At 60.2% G+C, this 18,033-nt stretch carries 17 protein-coding genes and 1 pseudogene; 5 read left to right on the top strand and 13 right to left on the bottom strand.

Annotated elements, in window-relative coordinates; genetic code table 11:
- Positions 1-14: 14 nt before the first annotated feature.
- From FHX08_RS17450 to FHX08_RS17430, 5 genes are read right to left on the bottom strand one after another with little or no spacing between them, the layout of a single operon-like run.
- Complete coding sequence (locus tag FHX08_RS17450) at positions 15-629, bottom strand: DJ-1/PfpI family protein (RefSeq protein WP_132654485.1); 615 nt, start codon at positions 627-629, stop codon at positions 15-17.
- Positions 630-687: 58 nt separating this feature from the next.
- Complete coding sequence (locus FHX08_RS17445; protein ID WP_132654483.1) at positions 688-1,638, bottom strand: substrate-binding domain-containing protein; 951 nt, start codon at positions 1,636-1,638, stop codon at positions 688-690.
- A 56-nt stretch (positions 1,639-1,694) separates the two neighbouring features.
- Positions 1,695-2,687, bottom strand: a complete 993-nt coding sequence (locus FHX08_RS17440) for an ABC transporter permease (protein WP_184327388.1) — start codon at positions 2,685-2,687, stop codon at positions 1,695-1,697.
- Positions 2,684-4,222 (bottom strand): sugar ABC transporter ATP-binding protein, encoded by a 1,539-nt coding sequence (locus FHX08_RS17435; protein WP_165911930.1) that lies wholly within the window; start codon positions 4,220-4,222, stop codon positions 2,684-2,686. Before FHX08_RS17435 ends, FHX08_RS17440 begins: the two co-directional genes overlap by 4 nt.
- Before the next feature lie 52 nt (positions 4,223-4,274).
- Positions 4,275-4,976: a GntR family transcriptional regulator gene (locus FHX08_RS17430; RefSeq protein ID WP_132655411.1), complete on the bottom strand. Its 702-nt coding sequence runs from the start codon at positions 4,974-4,976 to the stop codon at positions 4,275-4,277.
- 510 nt (positions 4,977-5,486) lie between these two features.
- Between FHX08_RS17430 and FHX08_RS17425 the strand changes: the two genes are divergently transcribed.
- Genes FHX08_RS17425 through FHX08_RS17415 form a run of 3 tightly spaced genes read left to right on the top strand, consistent with a single transcriptional unit; the run spans position 5,487 to position 9,049 of the window.
- Positions 5,487-6,710, top strand: coding sequence for an iron-containing alcohol dehydrogenase (locus tag FHX08_RS17425; protein ID WP_132654479.1), 1,224 nt, complete (start codon positions 5,487-5,489; stop codon positions 6,708-6,710).
- A gap of 55 nt (positions 6,711-6,765) precedes the next feature.
- Positions 6,766-8,214: an NAD-dependent succinate-semialdehyde dehydrogenase gene (locus FHX08_RS17420; RefSeq protein WP_409527409.1), complete on the top strand. Its 1,449-nt coding sequence runs from the start codon at positions 6,766-6,768 to the stop codon at positions 8,212-8,214.
- A 13-nt stretch (positions 8,215-8,227) separates the two neighbouring features.
- Entirely contained in the window at positions 8,228-9,049 is an 822-nt protein-coding gene (locus FHX08_RS17415; protein ID WP_132654475.1) for an alpha/beta hydrolase, read from the top strand.
- Between the two features lie 211 nt (positions 9,050-9,260).
- Here FHX08_RS17415 and FHX08_RS17410 read toward each other — a convergent pair whose 3' ends face one another.
- Together FHX08_RS17410 and FHX08_RS17405 are read right to left on the bottom strand one after the other, a co-directional pair.
- Complete coding sequence (locus FHX08_RS17410) at positions 9,261-9,905, bottom strand: TenA family protein (RefSeq protein WP_132654473.1); 645 nt, start codon at positions 9,903-9,905, stop codon at positions 9,261-9,263.
- Positions 9,906-9,910: 5 nt separating this feature from the next.
- Positions 9,911-10,753, bottom strand: a complete 843-nt coding sequence (locus tag FHX08_RS17405) for a BtpA/SgcQ family protein (protein WP_132654471.1) — start codon at positions 10,751-10,753, stop codon at positions 9,911-9,913.
- A 25-nt stretch (positions 10,754-10,778) separates the two neighbouring features.
- On the opposite strand from FHX08_RS17405, the gene FHX08_RS17400 reads away from it, so the two are divergent.
- Positions 10,779-11,681 carry a PfkB family carbohydrate kinase gene (locus FHX08_RS17400; RefSeq protein ID WP_132654469.1) on the top strand — a complete coding sequence of 301 codons (903 nt, stop codon included), beginning with the start codon at positions 10,779-10,781 and terminating at the stop codon, positions 11,679-11,681.
- A gap of 3 nt (positions 11,682-11,684) precedes the next feature.
- Here the strand turns inward: FHX08_RS17400 and FHX08_RS17395 are convergent, their stop codons facing one another.
- The 6 genes from FHX08_RS17395 to FHX08_RS17370 are packed head-to-tail and all read right to left on the bottom strand — an operon-like array spanning position 11,685 to position 17,372.
- Positions 11,685-12,455: a glutamine amidotransferase gene (locus tag FHX08_RS17395; RefSeq protein WP_132654467.1), complete on the bottom strand. Its 771-nt coding sequence runs from the start codon at positions 12,453-12,455 to the stop codon at positions 11,685-11,687.
- A gap of 31 nt (positions 12,456-12,486) precedes the next feature.
- Positions 12,487-13,557, bottom strand: coding sequence for a phosphotriesterase (locus FHX08_RS17390; protein ID WP_132654465.1), 1,071 nt, complete (start codon positions 13,555-13,557; stop codon positions 12,487-12,489).
- Positions 13,557-14,561 (bottom strand): ABC transporter permease, encoded by a 1,005-nt coding sequence (locus FHX08_RS17385; protein WP_132654463.1) that lies wholly within the window; start codon positions 14,559-14,561, stop codon positions 13,557-13,559. Before FHX08_RS17385 ends, FHX08_RS17390 begins: the two co-directional genes overlap by 1 nt.
- A complete protein-coding gene (locus FHX08_RS17380; protein WP_132654461.1) occupies positions 14,558-15,367 on the bottom strand; it encodes an ATP-binding cassette domain-containing protein in 810 nt (269 codons plus the stop codon). Before FHX08_RS17380 ends, FHX08_RS17385 begins: the two co-directional genes overlap by 4 nt.
- Entirely contained in the window at positions 15,364-16,314 is a 951-nt protein-coding gene (locus tag FHX08_RS17375; protein ID WP_132654459.1) for a substrate-binding domain-containing protein, read from the bottom strand. The genes FHX08_RS17380 and FHX08_RS17375 overlap by 4 nt, the downstream gene beginning before the upstream one ends.
- A 20-nt stretch (positions 16,315-16,334) precedes the next feature.
- Positions 16,335-17,372, bottom strand: coding sequence for a LacI family DNA-binding transcriptional regulator (locus FHX08_RS17370; RefSeq protein WP_132654457.1), 1,038 nt, complete (start codon positions 17,370-17,372; stop codon positions 16,335-16,337).
- Between the two features lie 108 nt (positions 17,373-17,480).
- Between FHX08_RS17370 and FHX08_RS17365 the strand changes: the two are divergent.
- Positions 17,481-17,939 (top strand): annotated as a pseudogene (locus tag FHX08_RS17365) (TOBE domain-containing protein); the annotation flags it as partial.
- Between the last annotated feature and the right edge of the window lie 94 nt (positions 17,940-18,033).

The raw sequence follows: 18,033 nt of genomic DNA, 5'->3' as shown, positions 1-18,033 counted from the left end.
AGGAGGGTCGAGGCTTAGGCCGCTTTGGCGATGTCGTCGCTGTGGCGAATTTCGGTTCCCAGTACCTTCAGGCACTCCCTCATGAAGGCCGCGAGAGCCGTCCACCCCTTCGCCGAGACCATCGTGCCGTCGACATAGGCTTCGGTTGGCGATAGATCGATGTAGGTTCCTCCGGCAAGCGTGACTTCCGGCTCGCAGGCGCCGAGGGCACCAACTTTCTTGCCGCGAACGACGCCGTCGACGGCCACCAGGATCTGCACGCCATGGCAGATGGTAAAGATCGGCTTCTGCTTTTCGTGGAAATGCCGCACGATTGCCTGGACCCGTTTGTCGGTGCGGATATATTCGGGACCACGTCCGCCGGCTGCGTAGACGGCATGATACTGGTCAAGCTGCGCCTCGGCCTCTGAGAAGGTCTTGTTGATGGTGAAGAAGTGGCCAAGTTTTTCGGTATAGGTCTGGTCGCCTTCGAAGTCGTGAAGGGAGGTCTTGATCAGGTCCCCTGCCTTCTTGTCTGGGCAGATGACGTGGACCGTATGACCGACTGCCTCCATCGCCTGCTGATAGACGTAGATTTCATATTCCTCGGTGAACTCACCGGTCAGCATCAGTATCTTCTTGCCTGGCATGATTTTACTCCTCTTTGCTCATGCGGTGGGGCGGCGGACGCCGCCCCGTCTCAAGTTGTCAGAAGGGCGAATCCGGGAAGTAATATTCCTTCGCATTTGCCTGGGTGATAAGGGGGGCGTCCAGTTTGACGCTGCCTCTGATCGGGGCTTGGCCGATCAGATTGGCGACCGTCATGTAGATTGCAGTTTTGATCATTGCAGGCGGATAGGGTGTTTCGACCGGCGTCATGGCGTCACCGTCAATGACCTTCTTGACGATATCCTTCATCCCATTGCCGCCAAGCGCAAGCTTGATGTCCTTGCGCCCCGACTCCTTGACGGCTTCCAGCACGCCGAGAAGCATGTCGTCATCATTGGCCCAGACGGCATCGATCTGCGGGTACTTGGCAAGGTAATCCTGCATCAGTTTGAAGGCATCGTCGCTGTTCCAGTTCGCATACTGAATGTCGAGAACCTTCAGATCGGTGCCCTTGATCGCATCCTGGAAGCCCTGGATGCGCTCGTCGTCAATGACGGTCGGAATGCCGCGCAGCACGACGAGATTGCCCTTGCCGCCGAGTTTGTCGATCATGAACTTTGCAGTGTTACGGCCGACCGCGATATTATCTCCGGCAAGATAAAGGTCCTGGATCGTCGGGTCATTCAGACCGCGGTCAACGACCGTGATGAAGGTTCCCGCATCCTTGACCGCCTTGACAGGGGTCGTCAGCTCCTCGGACGTATAAGGCAGGATAACCAATGCATCGAGCTTGCGACCCGCTGAAAGGTCTTCGAGCGCACTGACCTGTGCCGTGGCCGAAGGCGACGTCTTTACCACGACTTCAACGTCCGGGAAGGCGGCATTGATTTCCTTGGCGGCAGCCTGCGCATGGTAGACGATCCCGGCCGTCCAGCCGTGGTCGGCCGCCGGGATCGAAACCGCGACGATCTTCTTTTCCGCGCCGAACGCATGACCCGCGAGCAGCACCGTGCTTACGGCAAACGCCGCAACCCATTTCCCTTTCAACATTCATTCCTCCCAGAATTGGACCGACAAGCTTCAAACCCCGCGCGGTCCGGACGCGGTTATTTCGACAGCCTCTGAATGAGCATGGCGATAATGATGATGACGCCCTGGACGCCTGCCACGAGATATTCGGAAACGAAATCCGAAAGCACCATGAGGTTCGCGATCAGTTCCAGGATCACCGCACCTGCGACCGTTCCCCAGACATGACCCTTGCCGCCGCGAAGCGCCGTCCCCCCGATGACGACCGCGGTAATGACCTGCAGTTCCCAGAGGACGCCTGTGGTCGGGGTCGCGGCTCCTAGGCGGGGCACGTAGCAGATCGCAGCGATCGCAACGCAAGCGCCTTGGATCGCATAGGCGATGGTGCGGGTCTTGACGGTCGAAATTCCAGAATAGCGCGCGACGTCCTCATTGGCGCCGACTGCTGCGCACTTTCGGCCATACTTCATCTTGTAGAGAATGAAGGAAGCAACGACGGCGACGGCAAGCGAGATAAGGATCGGGATCGGTATGCCGGCGACGGTACCGAAATAGACTGGACGATAGGCATCGCGCAGGCTGCGGTCGATCGGGATCGTGCCGCCGTCGGACATGTAGGTGATGAGCGCCCTGAATATCCCCATCGTGCCGAGGGTGGCGATGAACGGCTCGATCTTGCCCACAGTGACGATCAGGCCGTTCATCAATCCGCAGAAAAGGCCGACGACGATCGCCACCACCATTCCTGCCGGGATTGCGGACACACCCCAGTCGGGCGCCATCCGGTTCATGAACATGATCGTGATCCCGGTGATGAACGCCGCCATGGAGCCGACGGAAAGATCGAGGCCACCCGAGGAGATGACGAACGTTGCCCCGACTGCGATAATCGCGATGAAGGCGCTTCTGGTAATAACGTTGCTCAGATTTGTTGCCGAAAGAAAGTCCGGATTGATTGCAAAGCCGATCGCCATTAAGGTAACCAGGGCCACGAATGGCCCGACATCGGTCCATCCGATACTCCATTCACGCTCCGGTTTGATCGGGGTCGAACCCGTAATGACAGTCATTCTTTTCCTCCCTCATCGATTTCTGGCGCGATGTCGCTTGTTGCCAGAAGCGCGACGTTGTGTTCCGTCATGTCATCGCCTGAGACCTCACCCGTGATACGCCCCTCCCGCATCACGAGGATCCGATCGCAAATGCCGATCAGCTCCTGCATTTCGGACGAGATGACGACGCACGCCTTGCCCTGCGCCACCAGCCTCTGGATGAAGGCGTAGATCTGAGCCTTGTTGGCGATGTCGATACCGCGGGTCGGCTCGTCGATGACGACGACGGATGGCGTTGTCAGCAACACCTTTGCCAGCAGCAGTTTCTGCTGGTTGCCGCCCGACAGTTGTCCCGCCTTAACCCCCAGGCTCCTCAGGCGAATATCGTATTGATCGATCGCCTCGGTCAGGGCCATCCGCTCGCGCCACCGCCGCATCATGAGACCCGGATGAAACCGCTGAAGCGCGGAAAGGGTAAGGTTGGGGGCCAGCCGCTCCTGGAGCAGAAGACCTTTTCCCTTGCGGTCTTCCGTCAGATAGCCGATCCCGGCATCAATTGCCGCCCGGGCAGAACGGACATTGATCGGCTTTCCGTCGAGTTCCACCTCGCCGGAAGCCTGCCTCAATCCGACGATTCCCTCGAAGAGCTCTGTGCGTCCGGCGCCGATCATACCGGCAAATCCAAGGATTTCGGATCTGCGAACGTCGAAGCTGATATCCCTTGCGAAGCCTGGCACCGACAGGTTCCGGACTGAAAGCAGTTTTTCTCCGGCAACGGCGCCGCTCTTTTCCGGATAGAGCGCTGCAAGCTCGCGGCCGACCATGAGACGGGCCATGTCCATCTGGCTGAGGGTATGGCCGGGATGTGTGCCAACCATCTTGCCGTCGCGCAGCACCGTCACTCTGTCGGCGAGGCGTTGCACCTCGTCAAGGCGGTGGCTGATGTAGAGAATGGCGATACCCTTCGCTTTCAGCTGCAGGATGATCGAGAGAAGTCGTTCCACCTCGCCGCCGGTGAGAACGGCGGTCGGCTCGTCAAAGATCACTATCCTGTGATCGTCGAGCAGGGCGCGTGCGATCTGCACGAGCTGCCGATCGGCAAGCGAGATCGTCCGCACCAGCGCGTTCGGCGACACAAGGCACCCGAGTTCCTTCAGTTTCTCGACGGCCAGACGACGCATGGTGCGGTCGTCGACGATGCCGTTGCGCATCAATTCACGCCCGAGAAAAAGGTTTTCAGCAACTGTCAACGCATCGGCAAGCAGAATCTCCTGATGGACCAGAACGATCCCGGCCTGCTGAGCCTGCTCCGGCCGGGCAAAGCGAATATCGCGGCCGCCCATGCGGATCGACCCTGTCGTCGGCTCCGCATAGCCAGACAAGAGACGCATGAAAGTCGATTTGCCGGCGCCGTTTTCACCGATGATGGCGTGTATTTCGCCTGGCAGAATGTCGAGCGTTACATCCGAAAGAACCGTCACCGTCCCGTATTGCTTGGAGAGGTTCTGAGCCTGCAGTACAGGACTGCCCCCGGCGTCTTCGGCCTGGACCATCGGCGGATGTCCTTCTCTCTTGATGCTGACGACGCTCGACATCGAAAATCCTTCAATCGAAAGCCGGCAACAACCGGTCGCGAGAATGCTCAAGGTGGACACGCATCGCTTTTTCAGCCGCAGCAGGATCAGCGGCTGCGAAGGCATCGAGAAGCGCCTCATGTTCGTCGAGCGCCTCTTCGGTGACGCGCGAATGGAACATCAAGCGAAAAATATGGAAGTGGGTATGCTGATGATTGAGCGTTTCACGGATGAGTTCGTTTCCGGCAAACTCGAGAATGCGGTCATGGAACATGGCGTCCTGCCGCGCGAATGTCGAATAACGCACGCGCTCGTCGGTACCATCCCGGCGCCCCATCACGCCGGCTGCTTCGCGCAATATCTTAAGCTTTTCGTCATCCATCGCGATGGCCGCCCGAGCCGCACTGTCGGGCTCGAGGAGAAGGCGCAGGTGATAAAGTTCATCAAACCGTCGGCGGGCGATCTGCGGGGCGGCGCTATAGCCGATCAGATGTGTCTTGACGACAAGTCCCTCGCCGGCGAGGCGGCCGAGCGCCTCCCGGATCGGCGTCTGGGAAACGTTGAGCTCACGCACCAGATTGTCCACATTGATCCGCGCGCCAGGGGGGATCTTCAACGACATCAGCTGGGCGAAGATCGCCTCGTAGACGCTTCCAGCCAGACTGTTGTTTCGCGGAATGAACCCGGCGGCGTCGGGTGCGTCCTTGAAGATCGAAGGTGTTCTGTTCTGCATCATCTATTGCCTCTTGACAGAACCAACCGCTACCACGATGCTCGCCTATATACAATACCATATCCTATAGGATTTTATTTTGAAGAAAGCTGGGACGGCGGGAGGAACGGGGATGGGGGCGACGACGCGCCGGGTCAGCGGGCAAAACAGCCCATGCCTTGCGCAAGGTGAAGGGGAGGCGGCCCGCTTTGCGGCGTTGTGTCGGCGCCTTTTCAAAGAGGCAAGTTGCGGGTGTCTTTACGGGGCATGGGGACCGTGATGCCCGTCGCGCGTAAGTTTCACAGTGTTGGAGGAGGTTCGGCGTTGGACCTTGCGGTCGCCCTCAACCGGTTAGACCGCGGGGGCTCAATCCGCCAGCCCAGCCAGAACGCTGATCGCCCTTTCGAGAACCTCAGCGACGGTGTTCCGCCGAAAGGCACTTCGAGATGCGATCACGCTCTCCTCACCTGCAGGCGGACAGACAGACTGCATTTTCCTCTTGAACCAAGCTCTAGCCAAAGGACATCAACGATGACCCTTTTCGCCGCCATCCGGCTCCCACAGGAAATTCTCTTCGGGAAGGGACAGCGCCACGCGCTGCCGCTTGTCGCGGCAAGGCTTGGCAGGCGGGCATTGATTTGTACGGACCAGAGGTTCGCAAGCACGCCTCTCTTCAGCGACATCGTCAAGGCGCTCGAGGCTGCATCAATTGCCGTTTTGATTCATGACGACGTTCAGCCCGACGTTCCAAGCGAGACGGTCGCTGTCTGCGTCGAGGACGCACGCCCCTTCGATCCTGAGCTTGTGATCGGTATTGGCGGAGGAAGCTGCCTGGACATGGCAAAGTGCGCTGCACTTCTTCTGAGCCACGGCGGGCAATTGCGGGACTACTACGGCGAATACAAGGTACCGGGTCCAAGCCTTCCCATCATCGCCCTCCCGACGACGGCCGGAACCGGATCCGAAGTTACGCCGGTCGCCGTCGTCTCCGATGCAGAACGCACCCTCAAGGTCGGGATATCCAGCCCTTATCTCATTCCAACGGCCGCAGTCTGCGATCCTGAATTGACGATGACCTGCCCGCCTCGATTGACAGCCATCGCCGGAGCCGACGCCCTCACCCACGCGATCGAGGCCTTCACGGCTGCGCGGCGCGGCGCCGATCCCCTCTTGGCTCAGGACCACGTGTTCATCGGCAAGAGCGCCCTGACCGATCATTTCGCGCTGCTGGCCGTCAAGCTGCTAGGCCGTAGCCTCGAGAAAGCATATAGGGACGGTTCCGACGAGGATGCTCGAGCCGACGTGATGATGGGTGCGCTCGCCGCAGGCTGTGCATTCGGAACCGCAGGAACCGCTGCCGCGCACGCTATTCAATACCCGGCTGGTGCGCTCACCCACACGGCTCACGGCCTCGGCGTCGCCACCGTTATGCCGTATGTGATGAACTTCAATCGATCGGCGTCCATTGCCGAAATGGCGGAGATCGGAACGGCTCTCGGTCTCGGACAGTCGCCAAATCGCGAGAAACTCGCCACCGCCGCAATCGAGGAGATTCGCAGGCTGTTTGCGGCAATCGGTATCACCCGGACGCTTGCCGATCTCGGCTTGGCCGCTGACAAGCTGGACTGGACCGCCGAGCAGGCCTTCGGGATCGACAGGCTCATCAAGAACAACCCGAGGCCCTTCGATCTCGACGCCATGAAGCGGCTTGTCAGGGCTGCGTACGAAGGCGATCTCGCCGCATCCGCCATCTAATAATTGAGGAAACATCATGACTATTGCCCAACACCGCGCCCCAGTCGATCATCAAATGCCGGACGTCAAGTCCGCCGCGCGCGGCCTCTATATCAACGGAGGCTGGCATCCATCCCGATCAGGTCGACTGATCGAGGTCGTGGACCCATCCACGGGTGCCGTTCTCGCCGAGGTGCCGGATGCCACAGTCGAGGACGCGCATGCGTGCGTCGAGGCCGCTTCGGCGGCGGCTTCCGTGTGGCGCGCCACTGCGCCGCGCAAGCGCTCAGAAATCCTGCACCGCTGTTTCGAATTGATGATCGAGCGTCAGGACATGCTGGCGACGCTGATTTCGATGGAGAACGGGAAAGCTCTGCGCGACGCCCGCAGCGAGGTTGCCTACGCCGCCGAATTCTTTCGCTGGAACGCGGAGGAGGCTGTCCGCATCACCGGCGAGTTCGGTATCGCTCCGTCCGGGACCAACCGCATCATCGTCGACTATCAGCCGATGGGCGTGTGCTTGCTGATTACCCCATGGAACTTTCCCGCCGCCATGGCGACCCGAAAGATCGCTCCGGCGCTGGCTGCGGGATGCACCGTAATATTGAAGCCCGCCAGCGAGACGCCGCTGACTGCCTTTGCCCTTGCTGCACTTTACGAGGAAGCCGGTGTTCCTCCAGGCGTCGTCAACGTCGTCACGACGAGCGCGCCCGGTCCCCTGACCGCCGAAATCCTCGCAGATCCCCGTGTCAGAAAGCTTTCCTTCACAGGATCGACCGGTGTTGGGCGTCTTTTGCTCGCAGAGGCTGCCAAACATGTCATCTCCTGCTCGATGGAACTCGGCGGCAACGCACCCTTCGTTGTCTTTGACGATGCCGACCTCGACGCAGCGCTCGACGGAGCAATGATCGCCAAGATGAGGAATGCCGGCGAAGCCTGCACCGCCGCCAACCGGTTCTATGTTCAGTCGGGAATTTACGACGCCTTCGCGCACGGACTCGCAAGCAGGATGTCTGCTCTGAAAGTAGGCTCCGGCGTCGAGCCCGAAACCGAGTGCGGCCCGATGATCACCCGCAAGGCCGTCGAGAAGATCGACCGCCTGGTGAGCGAATCGAAAGCGAGAGGCGCACGCGTTCTGTGTGGCGGCGAGGCACTCTCGGGCAACGGCTTTTTCTATCCTCCGACGGTCATGACCGGTGTGCCCGATGATGCCGAGATGGCGCATGAAGAAATCTTCGGCCCCGTCGCTCCCCTCTATCGATTCGAGACGGAAGATGAAGCGATCGACCGCGCCAACAATACCGAATACGGCCTTGCGGCCTATGTCTACACGAGGGACCTCGCAAGGGGCCTGCGCGTCTCCTCCGGGATCGAGGCGGGGATGATTGCGTTGAACCGTGGCCTGGTGTCCGATCCTGCCGCGCCGTTCGGCGGCGTCAAGCAGAGCGGCCTCGGGCGCGAGGGGGGACAGCACCATGGCATCGCCGAGTTTATGGAAGCCAAGTATATCGCCACCAGTTTCTGACCGGGAGCCAAACTTGGAGACCGATCCATTTCGCATCCGCGACCACGTCGCCGACTTCGACGACATCGTCGGGGACATCGTCGAACGTAGCGAAAGAACCCGCAGTTCACTGCCAATGATGGGGGATGTCGCTTATGGTGACGGCCCCGCCGAGAGCATCGACATCTTCTTCCCCAGTGGCCCGAGGAAGAACCTGCCGGTTCACATGTTCATCCACGGTGGCTACTGGCGGATGTTCTCGAAACGTGACTATTCCTACATCGCCGACACCGTCACACAGGCAGGCGCGATTGCCGTCATCGTCGACTACGTGCTGATGCCTGGTCAGCGAATGGCGGTGCTGGTCGATCAGGTCCGGAGAGCAAAACGATGGGTGCTTGAGCACATCGCCGAACTCGGCGGCGACCCGTCGTCACTGACGGTGAGCGGACACTCGGCAGGTGCCCACCTCGCAACGTTCCTGTTCACGCGGGAGCCTGAACCGTCCAACCTGAAGAGCGCGCTGCTGCTCGGTGGCCTGTACGATCTCGCGCCGCTGCAGCAGTCGTTCCTTCACCATGAGATCGCTCTGACGGAACAGGAGGTCAGTCGGTTCACGCCTTTGTCGCAGCGACATGATCGGGCCTGCCGCGTGACACTTGCCGTCGGGGAACAAGAGACGAGACCCTTTCATTCGCAGCTCGATGCGTTCAAGATCCACCTGCGGGACGAAAGCGTGCCCGTATCCGTCAGGGTCTTGTCGGGACGCAACCACATGGACTCGGTTCGCGATCTCGGAATCCCGGGAACCGAGGCAGGCGATCTCTTGAGCGCCCTGGTGAGCGGCCGACCCTGACATTCGTTTTCGTAGACATAAAATAAACGGGCCTTACCGGACCTAGCACCGCGTTCTGTCGTCAGCTCTGCCATCAACGCCCGCGCTTCGCGGTCCAGCCCAGTCAGAGCCTGCCGACTGACGCCGTCGCACCGATCTCGGCAAATCGGTCGAGGCGAGCAAAAAAAGAGCGCGCCATTGATGTCGATATCGGCAGCCATCGCATCGCCTCTTAAGAATAGGCGGCCTCGTGAAAGTCGATCTCAAGACGTTGCACATGGCCAAATATGGCGCTCAACCGCTTCCGCTCGGCCGAATCCATAGTCTCGCCGGCCTTGTCCAAAACAGCCCTCAGCCAGCGCGCCTGCGCCTCGAACTCGGGTTCTGCATGAAGCGTAACCCATTCCTTGAGAAGAGGATCGCTGATTGCCGTCATATTCGCGGTGATCGACCAGGTCCAGTACATCCATTCTGCGGCGAACATGGCAGCAATCGTATCGAGGAAACCGCCATCGCGGGCAATTGCCAGCATACCGTCGCGGAAGGCCGCGACATCCGCCCGGCCGGTATCATAGCAGGATGGATCGATACCGCGCGCTGCGAATGTTTTTTCGAAATAGGCGATCTGCTGGTTTGCAAGCGAATCCAGAACGCCGATCAGCCAGCGCTTCTGTTCAATGCTCTCTGCCTTGGCGGTCGCATAGGAGAAGATCGCAATCGCCGTGTCGACGAAGTCGCCTTCGAAGACCAGGTATCGCTCGAAAGCCTCCTTCGAAAGGCGGTCAGCCTTGATATCCTCGACAAATCGATGGTTCACCATCGCTTCGAAGACGTCGCGGTTTTCATCGAGCATCTGTTGCGAGAGGGTGCCGGTCATGCGCCTTAGGCCTCCAGCCCAGGTTTTGCAGCTTCGACGAAGGCTGCAACGCGCGCAGGCTCGACGGGATTCCACCAGACGCCGCTTTCCTTGAGCGACGAGGCGACGATGACGCCGTTGGTGCGCTTGAGGATTTCGACGACGTTGTCCTTCGTCACGCCCGACCCGACGAGCAACGGCAGATGGGTAGCGGCACCGATCTCCTCGATCTCTTCCATCGTCGCGCTGTTGCCCGTTCTCTGACCGGTGGCGATCACCACGTCGGCATCGAAGAAGGCCAGATCGCGGGTCAATTCGTCGATCGTGCGATCGGCGGTAATGGCATGCGCCCCGTGCTTCACATGGCTGTCCGCAAACACCTTGATATGCTCGGCGCGCAGAGCCGAGCGATAGCGCATCGCCTCGGCTGCCCGGCCTTCCATGAAGCCTTCATTGGCGACATAGGCATTGGCCCATTGATTGACGCGGATGAAGCGCGCGCCGCCTGCCATTGCGATCGCGAAGGCAGGAATCGGTGCATTGGCAAGCACGTTGATCCCGAGCGGCACGCCAGCGGCGCGCGCGATGCGATCGGTCACAACCGACATGAAGGCTGCGGTCTCGTGGCCGATATCCTCGGGCTTGGAAAAGGGAATATCGCCGTGATTTTCCACGATCAATCCGTGGATGCCACCTTTGACGAGCGCGTCCGCGTCACGCATGCACGCATCGTAGATCGTCTCCATCGCCGCGCTGCGATAGCGTGGGGCACCCGGAAAAGGCGGGCAATGGATCATTCCGATCAACGCCTTGTCAGTGCCGAATATTTCCCGTATGGCGCTTGTGGCCTTATCCGATATCTGCTGCATTTTCTTTCCTTTCTGAAAGCCAGCCATGCGTGCCTATGTCATCGGTAACGTCGCCGTCGACGAAACCATTTCCGTAATGTCCATGCCTGAAGCGGGCGCCTCGATCCTTGGTCGAGAGGAAACCCGCGACCTTGGCGGCAAGGGCGCCAATCAGGCCGTCGTAATGGCCCGGACGGGCCTTCCCACGACGCTTGTGACGGCCGTCGGCGAGGATTTCCGCGCTCAGACGATCCGCGACCAGCTTGCCGGCGAAGCATTAGATGCCCGTCTATTGGGCAGCCCGAACCGCACCAGCGATTTCTCCATCATCTTCACCACACCGGACGGCGAAAACGCCATCGTCACCACGACGGAATCGGCCGAAGCCCTGACCCTGTCAGAGGCGCTTGCCCCGCTTGGCGATGCCGTCAGCGGCGACCTCGTCGTGCTGCAGGGCAATCTCAGCGAAGGCGTCACCCGCGGCATTCTCGCCGAAGCCAGACACCGCGGCCTCAAGACTGCCTTCAATCCCTCGCCGCTCCGCTCTTACTTTGCCGAGCTCTGGCCGCTTATCGACATCGCCTTTCTCAACAGGGGCGAGGCTGAAAGCCTGACCGGATCCTCCGGCGAGGCCGCGATCCGTCACCTGGCAGAAGCCGGAGTGGCACAGACCGTCCTGACGCTCGGCGGCAGCGGCGCTATCCTTGCAAGCGGACATCAGGTGCTTGCAACCGTTCCCGCCTGCGTCACCGAGGTCGTTGACACGACCGGCGCCGGCGACACGTTCATGGCCGTGGCACTTGCCTCGGCCGCGCTCCGCTCCACAGCACTCGACGCCAAAGCGATCCATCACGCAACCGCGGCCGCAGCCATCACAGTCGGCCGCCGGGGCACGCGCTCGGCCTTCCCGAGCAAGGCAGAGCTTGCCGGCATTCTTGCTGGCAAGTAACAGCTATTTCGCCTCCGTCAGCCAGCCAAGGATATTCTTCCAGAGACGCCCATAACCTTCCCATTCGCAGAAGGCGGGCGAAAGCCAGTGCGGACCGATATCGGACGTCCATGCGGCAGTCTTGCCCTTGCCGAAACGGCCGGTCACCAGGAGCGGATGACCGCCCTCCTCGGCAGGCAGACGAGCGATGACCTCCACATCGTCACGCTCGCGCACTTCCACCTCGTTCACTCCGAGAAGAACCGGCCATTCCCCCGAGAGGCCGGCGACGGTCTCGTGACCGGACTTGACGAGGACAGCTGCCGTACCCTCGGGGATTTCGACCCGGTCGTCATAGGGAAGGCAGGTGACGGGGAGAACGTCCTCGACCGGTGTGCGGCGCCAGCGCGCCTTGCCATCAATGCCCTGGAAGGAAAAATAGCCGCCGACCATCAAGAGGCCGCCACCCTTCTCGACCCACGCCTTGATGAGTTTCAGGCGGTTCGGAACGGTCTTCGACTGCAGCCAGACCGCAGGCGGAAGAAGCAGCGAATTGGCGCCGATATCAGACAGGATGATGGCGTCATAGACATCGAGCCCTGCCATATCGAAAGGGAATTGTTCGACCGCTTCGTGGGCCGGCATGTAAGTGAGCTCGAATGCGCTACCCTTGAGCGCCTTGACGAGCGGTTCGGCACCGAGATGGAAGGTGACGCTGCCGAACTGATCGAAGCCCTTGTAGTGCGTAGCCGAGCTGACCCAGCTTTCGCCGACGAGAAGAACCTTCTTTGTCATGATGTTTCCATTTCTTTTTATGGTTTGCGGGTCAGGCACCCGCCTGAAAGACCGATCGCGGATTGGCGCGCATGAAAATGTCGAGCGTCGCATCATCAAGACCGTGACGCTTCAGACGCGGCAGGAAGTGACGCAGAATGTAGGCATAGCCGTTGCCCCCGTAATGCTTGAGCATCATCTTCAGGAACACGTCGTGGGACAGGAGCAGACGGTCGGCATGGCCCATCTCGACGAGTTTGACGAGCGCGCGCGCCGCCTCCTCGTCGCTCGGGCACTGCACCTGCTGGTCGGCGTAGAAGAAATCCATGCCGATCATGTCATATTCGAGAAAAGCGCCGCGGGCAGCGAGCTCGGACTGGTATGCGAGATCGTCATGCGACGGGTTCATATGGCAGAGCACCGTGTGCCTGAGATCGCCACCTTCGGAGGCAACCACGTCCAGGACCCTGTGCCCCAGGCGAAACCAGCCCGGAAGATGAACCATCAAGGGCAGGCCGGTGCGTACCTGCGCCTGTGCGGCACCCCGCAACGACTTTTCCTCCTCGGCAGTGAAATCCGACGACACCCCGATCTCGCCGATCAGGCCGATTCTGACATCGGTGCCGTCAGCACCAACAATTGCCTCGGAGACGATCTCGTCGGCAATCTGCCGAACCGACATGCCGGCAACCTTTTGTGGATGCGAGGAACCGAGATAGAATCCAGCCCCCATGACGATGTTCAGTCCCGTCGCCCCGGAGATCCGACGCAATGCAGGCGGATCGCGGCCGATGCCCTGGCATGTCGGCTCGACGACCGTGTGGCCGCCAAGGCCGGCAAAATCCTCGAGCTCGGTGACAGCAAGCTTCTCGTCGTCGAGCGTGATGTTGTGCTTGTTGACGAATGGATCCTGCCTGAGTTCACTGAGGATCTCCATGCAGACGAAACCTTCGGCAAGATATTGCCGCTCGGGTTCCTTCGGTGCGTGCCACCAGCAACGGCAATCATTGAGGATGTGCTCATGCATCAGCGTGATGCCGATGTCCGCCACTGGAACTGGCCCCCGGACCGTCATCACATTGCCGGAGCGTACGTGGCCCGGCGATAGCTCGTTTGTCGCCATCAGCTCTTCCTCCTTGCCGCCAAGCGGAAATTGGCGGTGAAGATGCGGGTGTTCAGCCAGATCGCAACCAGGATGATTGCGCCGGTGACGATTTGGGTGAAGAAGGGCGAGATATGCATCAGGATCAGGCCATTACCGATGACAGCAATCGTCATGGTGCCGAGGACGGTCCCGATCATCGTGCCGCGCCCGCCCATCAGCGAGGTGCCGCCGAGCACGACCGCGGCGATGACCTGCAGTTCGAAGCCGACGGCCGCATTCGACGAGCCGGAACCGAGACGGGCTGCAATCAAAAGGCCCGCCAGGGCAGAGGCCACACCCGATACGAGATAGACCGAGGCGACGATCCATTTTGCGGGCATGCCGACCCGGCGTGCGGCCTCCATGTTGGACCCGACCGCCACGATCTGCCGTCCGTATTTCGTAACGGCCATGACGACATATCCGACGATCGCGACCAGAATGGCAATCAACGCCGGGACGGGAAAGCCGGCCAGTTCGCCGCGACCCAAATAGAAGAAGCCCGGCTCGTTGTTGATCGGAATGGAATAGCCCTGTGTCAGATAAAGCGCCACGCCGCGTAGGATGGAAAGCCCGGCAAGAGTGACGATGAAGGCAGGAATATTCTGATAGGCGATGAACCATCCCTGCAGAAGGCCGACGATGCCGCCGAGAGCGAGCATGCCGAGGCAGACGACCGGCCAGGGAATGCCGGTGGCGAGCGCAATGGCAGCGACAGCGTTGATAAGGGCCAGCATGGAGCCGACCGACAGATCGATGCCACCGGTTACGATCACGAGCGTCATGGCGACCGCAACGGCGAGGATGGGTGCTGCCTGCCGCACGATGTTCAGGATGTTTCCTGCCGTCATGAAGGTGGTGGTCGTCAATGAAAAGAAGACGAGGCATGCGAGAAAGAAGAAGGCGATCGACAGGACCTGGGCATTTTCGCTCAGGAAGTCAGCCATCGGCGAGCCCTTGGCGCGTTCTGTGTAGACGGTCAATGTCTTTCTCCCCCGACGATGAGCTTGACGAGATCCTCGAGATTGGTTTTGGCGATATCGCGCTCGGCGACCTTCGTACCCTCATACATGACGGCGATCCGGTCGCAGACGCGGAACAGGTCCTGAAGACGGTGAGTAATGAGGACGACGGAAACGCCCTTTGCCTTGACCCTGTTTATCAGGGAAAGCACGGCTTCGACTTCGGCGACCGCGAGGGCAGAGGTCGGCTCGTCCATGATCAGAACCTTGGGGTTGAATGATGCCGCTCGGGCGATCGCAATCGCCTGGCGTTGGCCACCCGACAGCTTCTCCACCTTGGCAGAGAGACGCGGGATGCGGATCTCGAGGGCGTCCAGCATCCTGCGCGCCTCGCTCATCATTTTCCGACGGTCGAGAAACGGTCCTCTGGTGAGCTCACGGCCGAGAAACAGATTGCCGACAACATCGATGTGATCGCACAGGCTCAGATCCTGGAAAACCATTTCGATATTGCGATCGCGGGCATCCGCAGGCCCGGAAAAGCGAACCTCTTCGCCGTTGAGCAAAATTGTCCCTTCGTCCGGCAAGTAGGTTCCGGAAATGATCTTGGTCAGCGTTGACTTGCCGGCGGCATTATCGCCGACAAGGCCGAGGCATTCGCCAGGGAAGAGATCCAGGTCAACGCCACGTAGCGCCTGATGCGAACCGAAGGTCTTGCGAATACCGCGAAGGGAGACGGCAGGCGTTCGCGCGGACGAGCCGGAGAAATGCGGAGAGGCTTGCGCCTCCCCGGCTCCGGCATGAACAGGCCGGTTGTCACTCATCATTTGAAGACGGCCCGGTATGGCTCGACATTTTCCTTCGTCACGATGGTAATCGGGACGGAGATGTTCTTTTCGACGCTCTGGCCCGCGGTCAGCTTGGCGAGGGCCTCGACCGCCGCCTTACCTTCACCGGCAGGATCCTGCTGGACGACAGCAACGACGTAGCCATCATCAAGGCCGGAGATCGCCTGCGCGGTCAGATCCCAGCCGAAGACCTTGATGCTGTCCTGCTTGCCCTGGCTCTGAACGGCGGCGATAGCGCCGAGAAGTGCCGGCTCGCCGGTTGCGTAGATCGCCGTCATGTCCGGATTGCCGGTGATGAGGTTTTCGGCGGCGGCAAGTGCGTTGTCCTGGATATTCTGGCCGTCGACGACCCCAGAGGTCTCAATGCCATCGCTCTTGATGGCATCCTCGAAGCCTTTCTGCCGAAGGTTCTGAATGTAGGAGTTCAAGGCGCCGACTATGCCGACCTTGGCCTTGCCGCCCATGTTCTTCCTTACGTAGTCGAGAAAATAGGCGCCCATGTCGGCGCCGGCCTTGCCGTTGTCGACGCCAATCTGCGACTTTTGAGGACCGTCCGGCAGGACCGCGTCGATGGCAACGACCGGGATGCCGGCATCCGACGCTTGTTTGACGGCCGGCATGATGCCGTTGACATCGATCGCCACGACGATCAGTCCATCGACCTTCTGCTGGATATAATTTTCGATGGCGCTGTTCTGTGCGGAAGCGTCATTATTGGCGTTGAAGATGACCAGCTTGTCGCCGGATGCATCGGCCGCCTTCTGGGCGCCCTCGTTGATCTGGTTGAAGAAAAGCGCCTGCTGATTGATCTGCACAAGCGCATAGGTCTTGCCGGCAGCCTGGGCCAGGCTAGCGCAAAGGGTGGCGCCGGCGAGCGCGGTGAAGGCAAGAGCGGCAGTAAACGCCCGACGTCTGATCTGTTTCATGTTCTCATCCTCTGGTTTCGTTATCGTTGCTTATTATGGGTCGACGGCGGCGCAACGGAGTTCCGCACGACGATTTCGACTGGCACGAGTTCCTCGATGGCGAGCGATTTGCTCTCTTGCCAGTTTGTCTCGAGAAGAAGGGACAGGGCACGACGGCCGATGGCGCGCACGGGCTGCCTGATCGCGGTCAAAGGAGGCGCGAAGAGATGCAGCGGGCTGACGTCGTCAAAGCCGATGAGCGACAGGTCCTCAGGGATAGAAATACCTCTTTCCCGCAGGACTTCGATCATGCCGATTGCGATTTCATCGGAGCTGGCAAAGATCGCCGTCGCCGGCATGCCTTCGTCCAGGAACCGGCGCGCCATATCGCGCCCGCAGTCGATCGTATATTCGCCGCTGTAACGCCTTATCGATATACTATCTCCGAATCGCTCCCGAAGCCCTTCACGCAATCCTTTAAAACGCCGTTGAGTACTGATCATAGCATCGGGACCGCCGACATAGAGTACGTGGCGATGGCCAAAATCGGCCAGATGACGACCCGCTAGATGGCCGCCTTGAAAATTGTCGCAGAAGAGCTTGGGAACGGCGGCAAGGGGAACGTCTTCGTCGACGACGATGACCTTTCCGGTCCGGTTGATGAGCGCCGCCAGATCGCCGTTGTCGGGGTGATTGGTGACGAAGACAAGTCCGTCGACATGATTGTGCTCGATCAGCCTTAGATAGGCGACTTCGCGACCCGTTCTGTTGAGCGTGGCATAGAGCGAAACGGCAAGACCTCTGTCATTTGCCTCTTCCTCGACTGCGGCCACCATGGTTGCAAAGAACGGATTGGCGATATCGGGGACAACGAGGCCGATCGTGTCGGAACGACCGCGGCTCAGACGCCGGGCGTGCGGATTCGGTTGGTATTTGAGCGAGGCAATGGCGTTTTCGATGCGCTGCTTGGTAAGAGCTGGCAGATCCAGTGAGCCGTTCAGCATGCGCGAGACGGTCGTCACCGAAACGCCGGCGGCTTTCGCAACATCTTTTAGCCCTGCAGTTCGTTCCTGCGCCATTGAGGCCGCCTCTTGTAAAACGCTTTAGTAAAGCGGTTTACTTACTTTCCACCGAGGGACATGAACTGTCAAGAGAGGCAAGACGACCACGTTGCGCATGCTCGCTGGTCACTGGCCGTCTCCGACGAGATCATCGTCATGAAGGACGGCGAAATCGCCCAGAAGGGTGCTCCGCGCACCCGCTATGACGAACCGGCGTCGGCCTTCATCGCAGACTTCATGGGTGAGGCCAACGTGGTGTCGTGCAACGTCGTCGATGTCGACCGCTGCAAGGCCACGATCAAGGTCGAGGGCCTTATCCATCGGCTGACGGGCCGCAATGTCCGCCCCGGACCGGCCAAGCTCGCAGTTCGACCGAACGCCATCACGCTTTCGCCGAAAAATGGCGGCGCATTCAGCGGCGAGGTCACCCACGCTGCTTATCTCGGTGATCACGTCGAATATGAAGTCAAGACGAAGAACGGCACGCTCTTCGTCGTCTATCCCGAAGTCGAAAAGCCCCTTGCAATGGCAGCCGAAGTCGAGATCGGGTTCAAGGACCGCGGCCTGGCGATCGTAACTAGCTGACGACTGCTGGCGCGACAAAGGCGCATGTCATCGCAGGGGCCGGAGGGCCGCCTGATCGACCAGCGACGGCTGCCTCCCATGCCCAGATCTTGGG

This window comes from Rhizobium sp. BK529, assembly GCF_014194105.1.
Taxonomy (GTDB): Bacteria; Pseudomonadota; Alphaproteobacteria; order Rhizobiales; family Rhizobiaceae; genus Rhizobium.
Note: the sequence above shows the minus strand (reverse complement) of the source record. Positions and strands in the feature narration are given on the sequence as shown.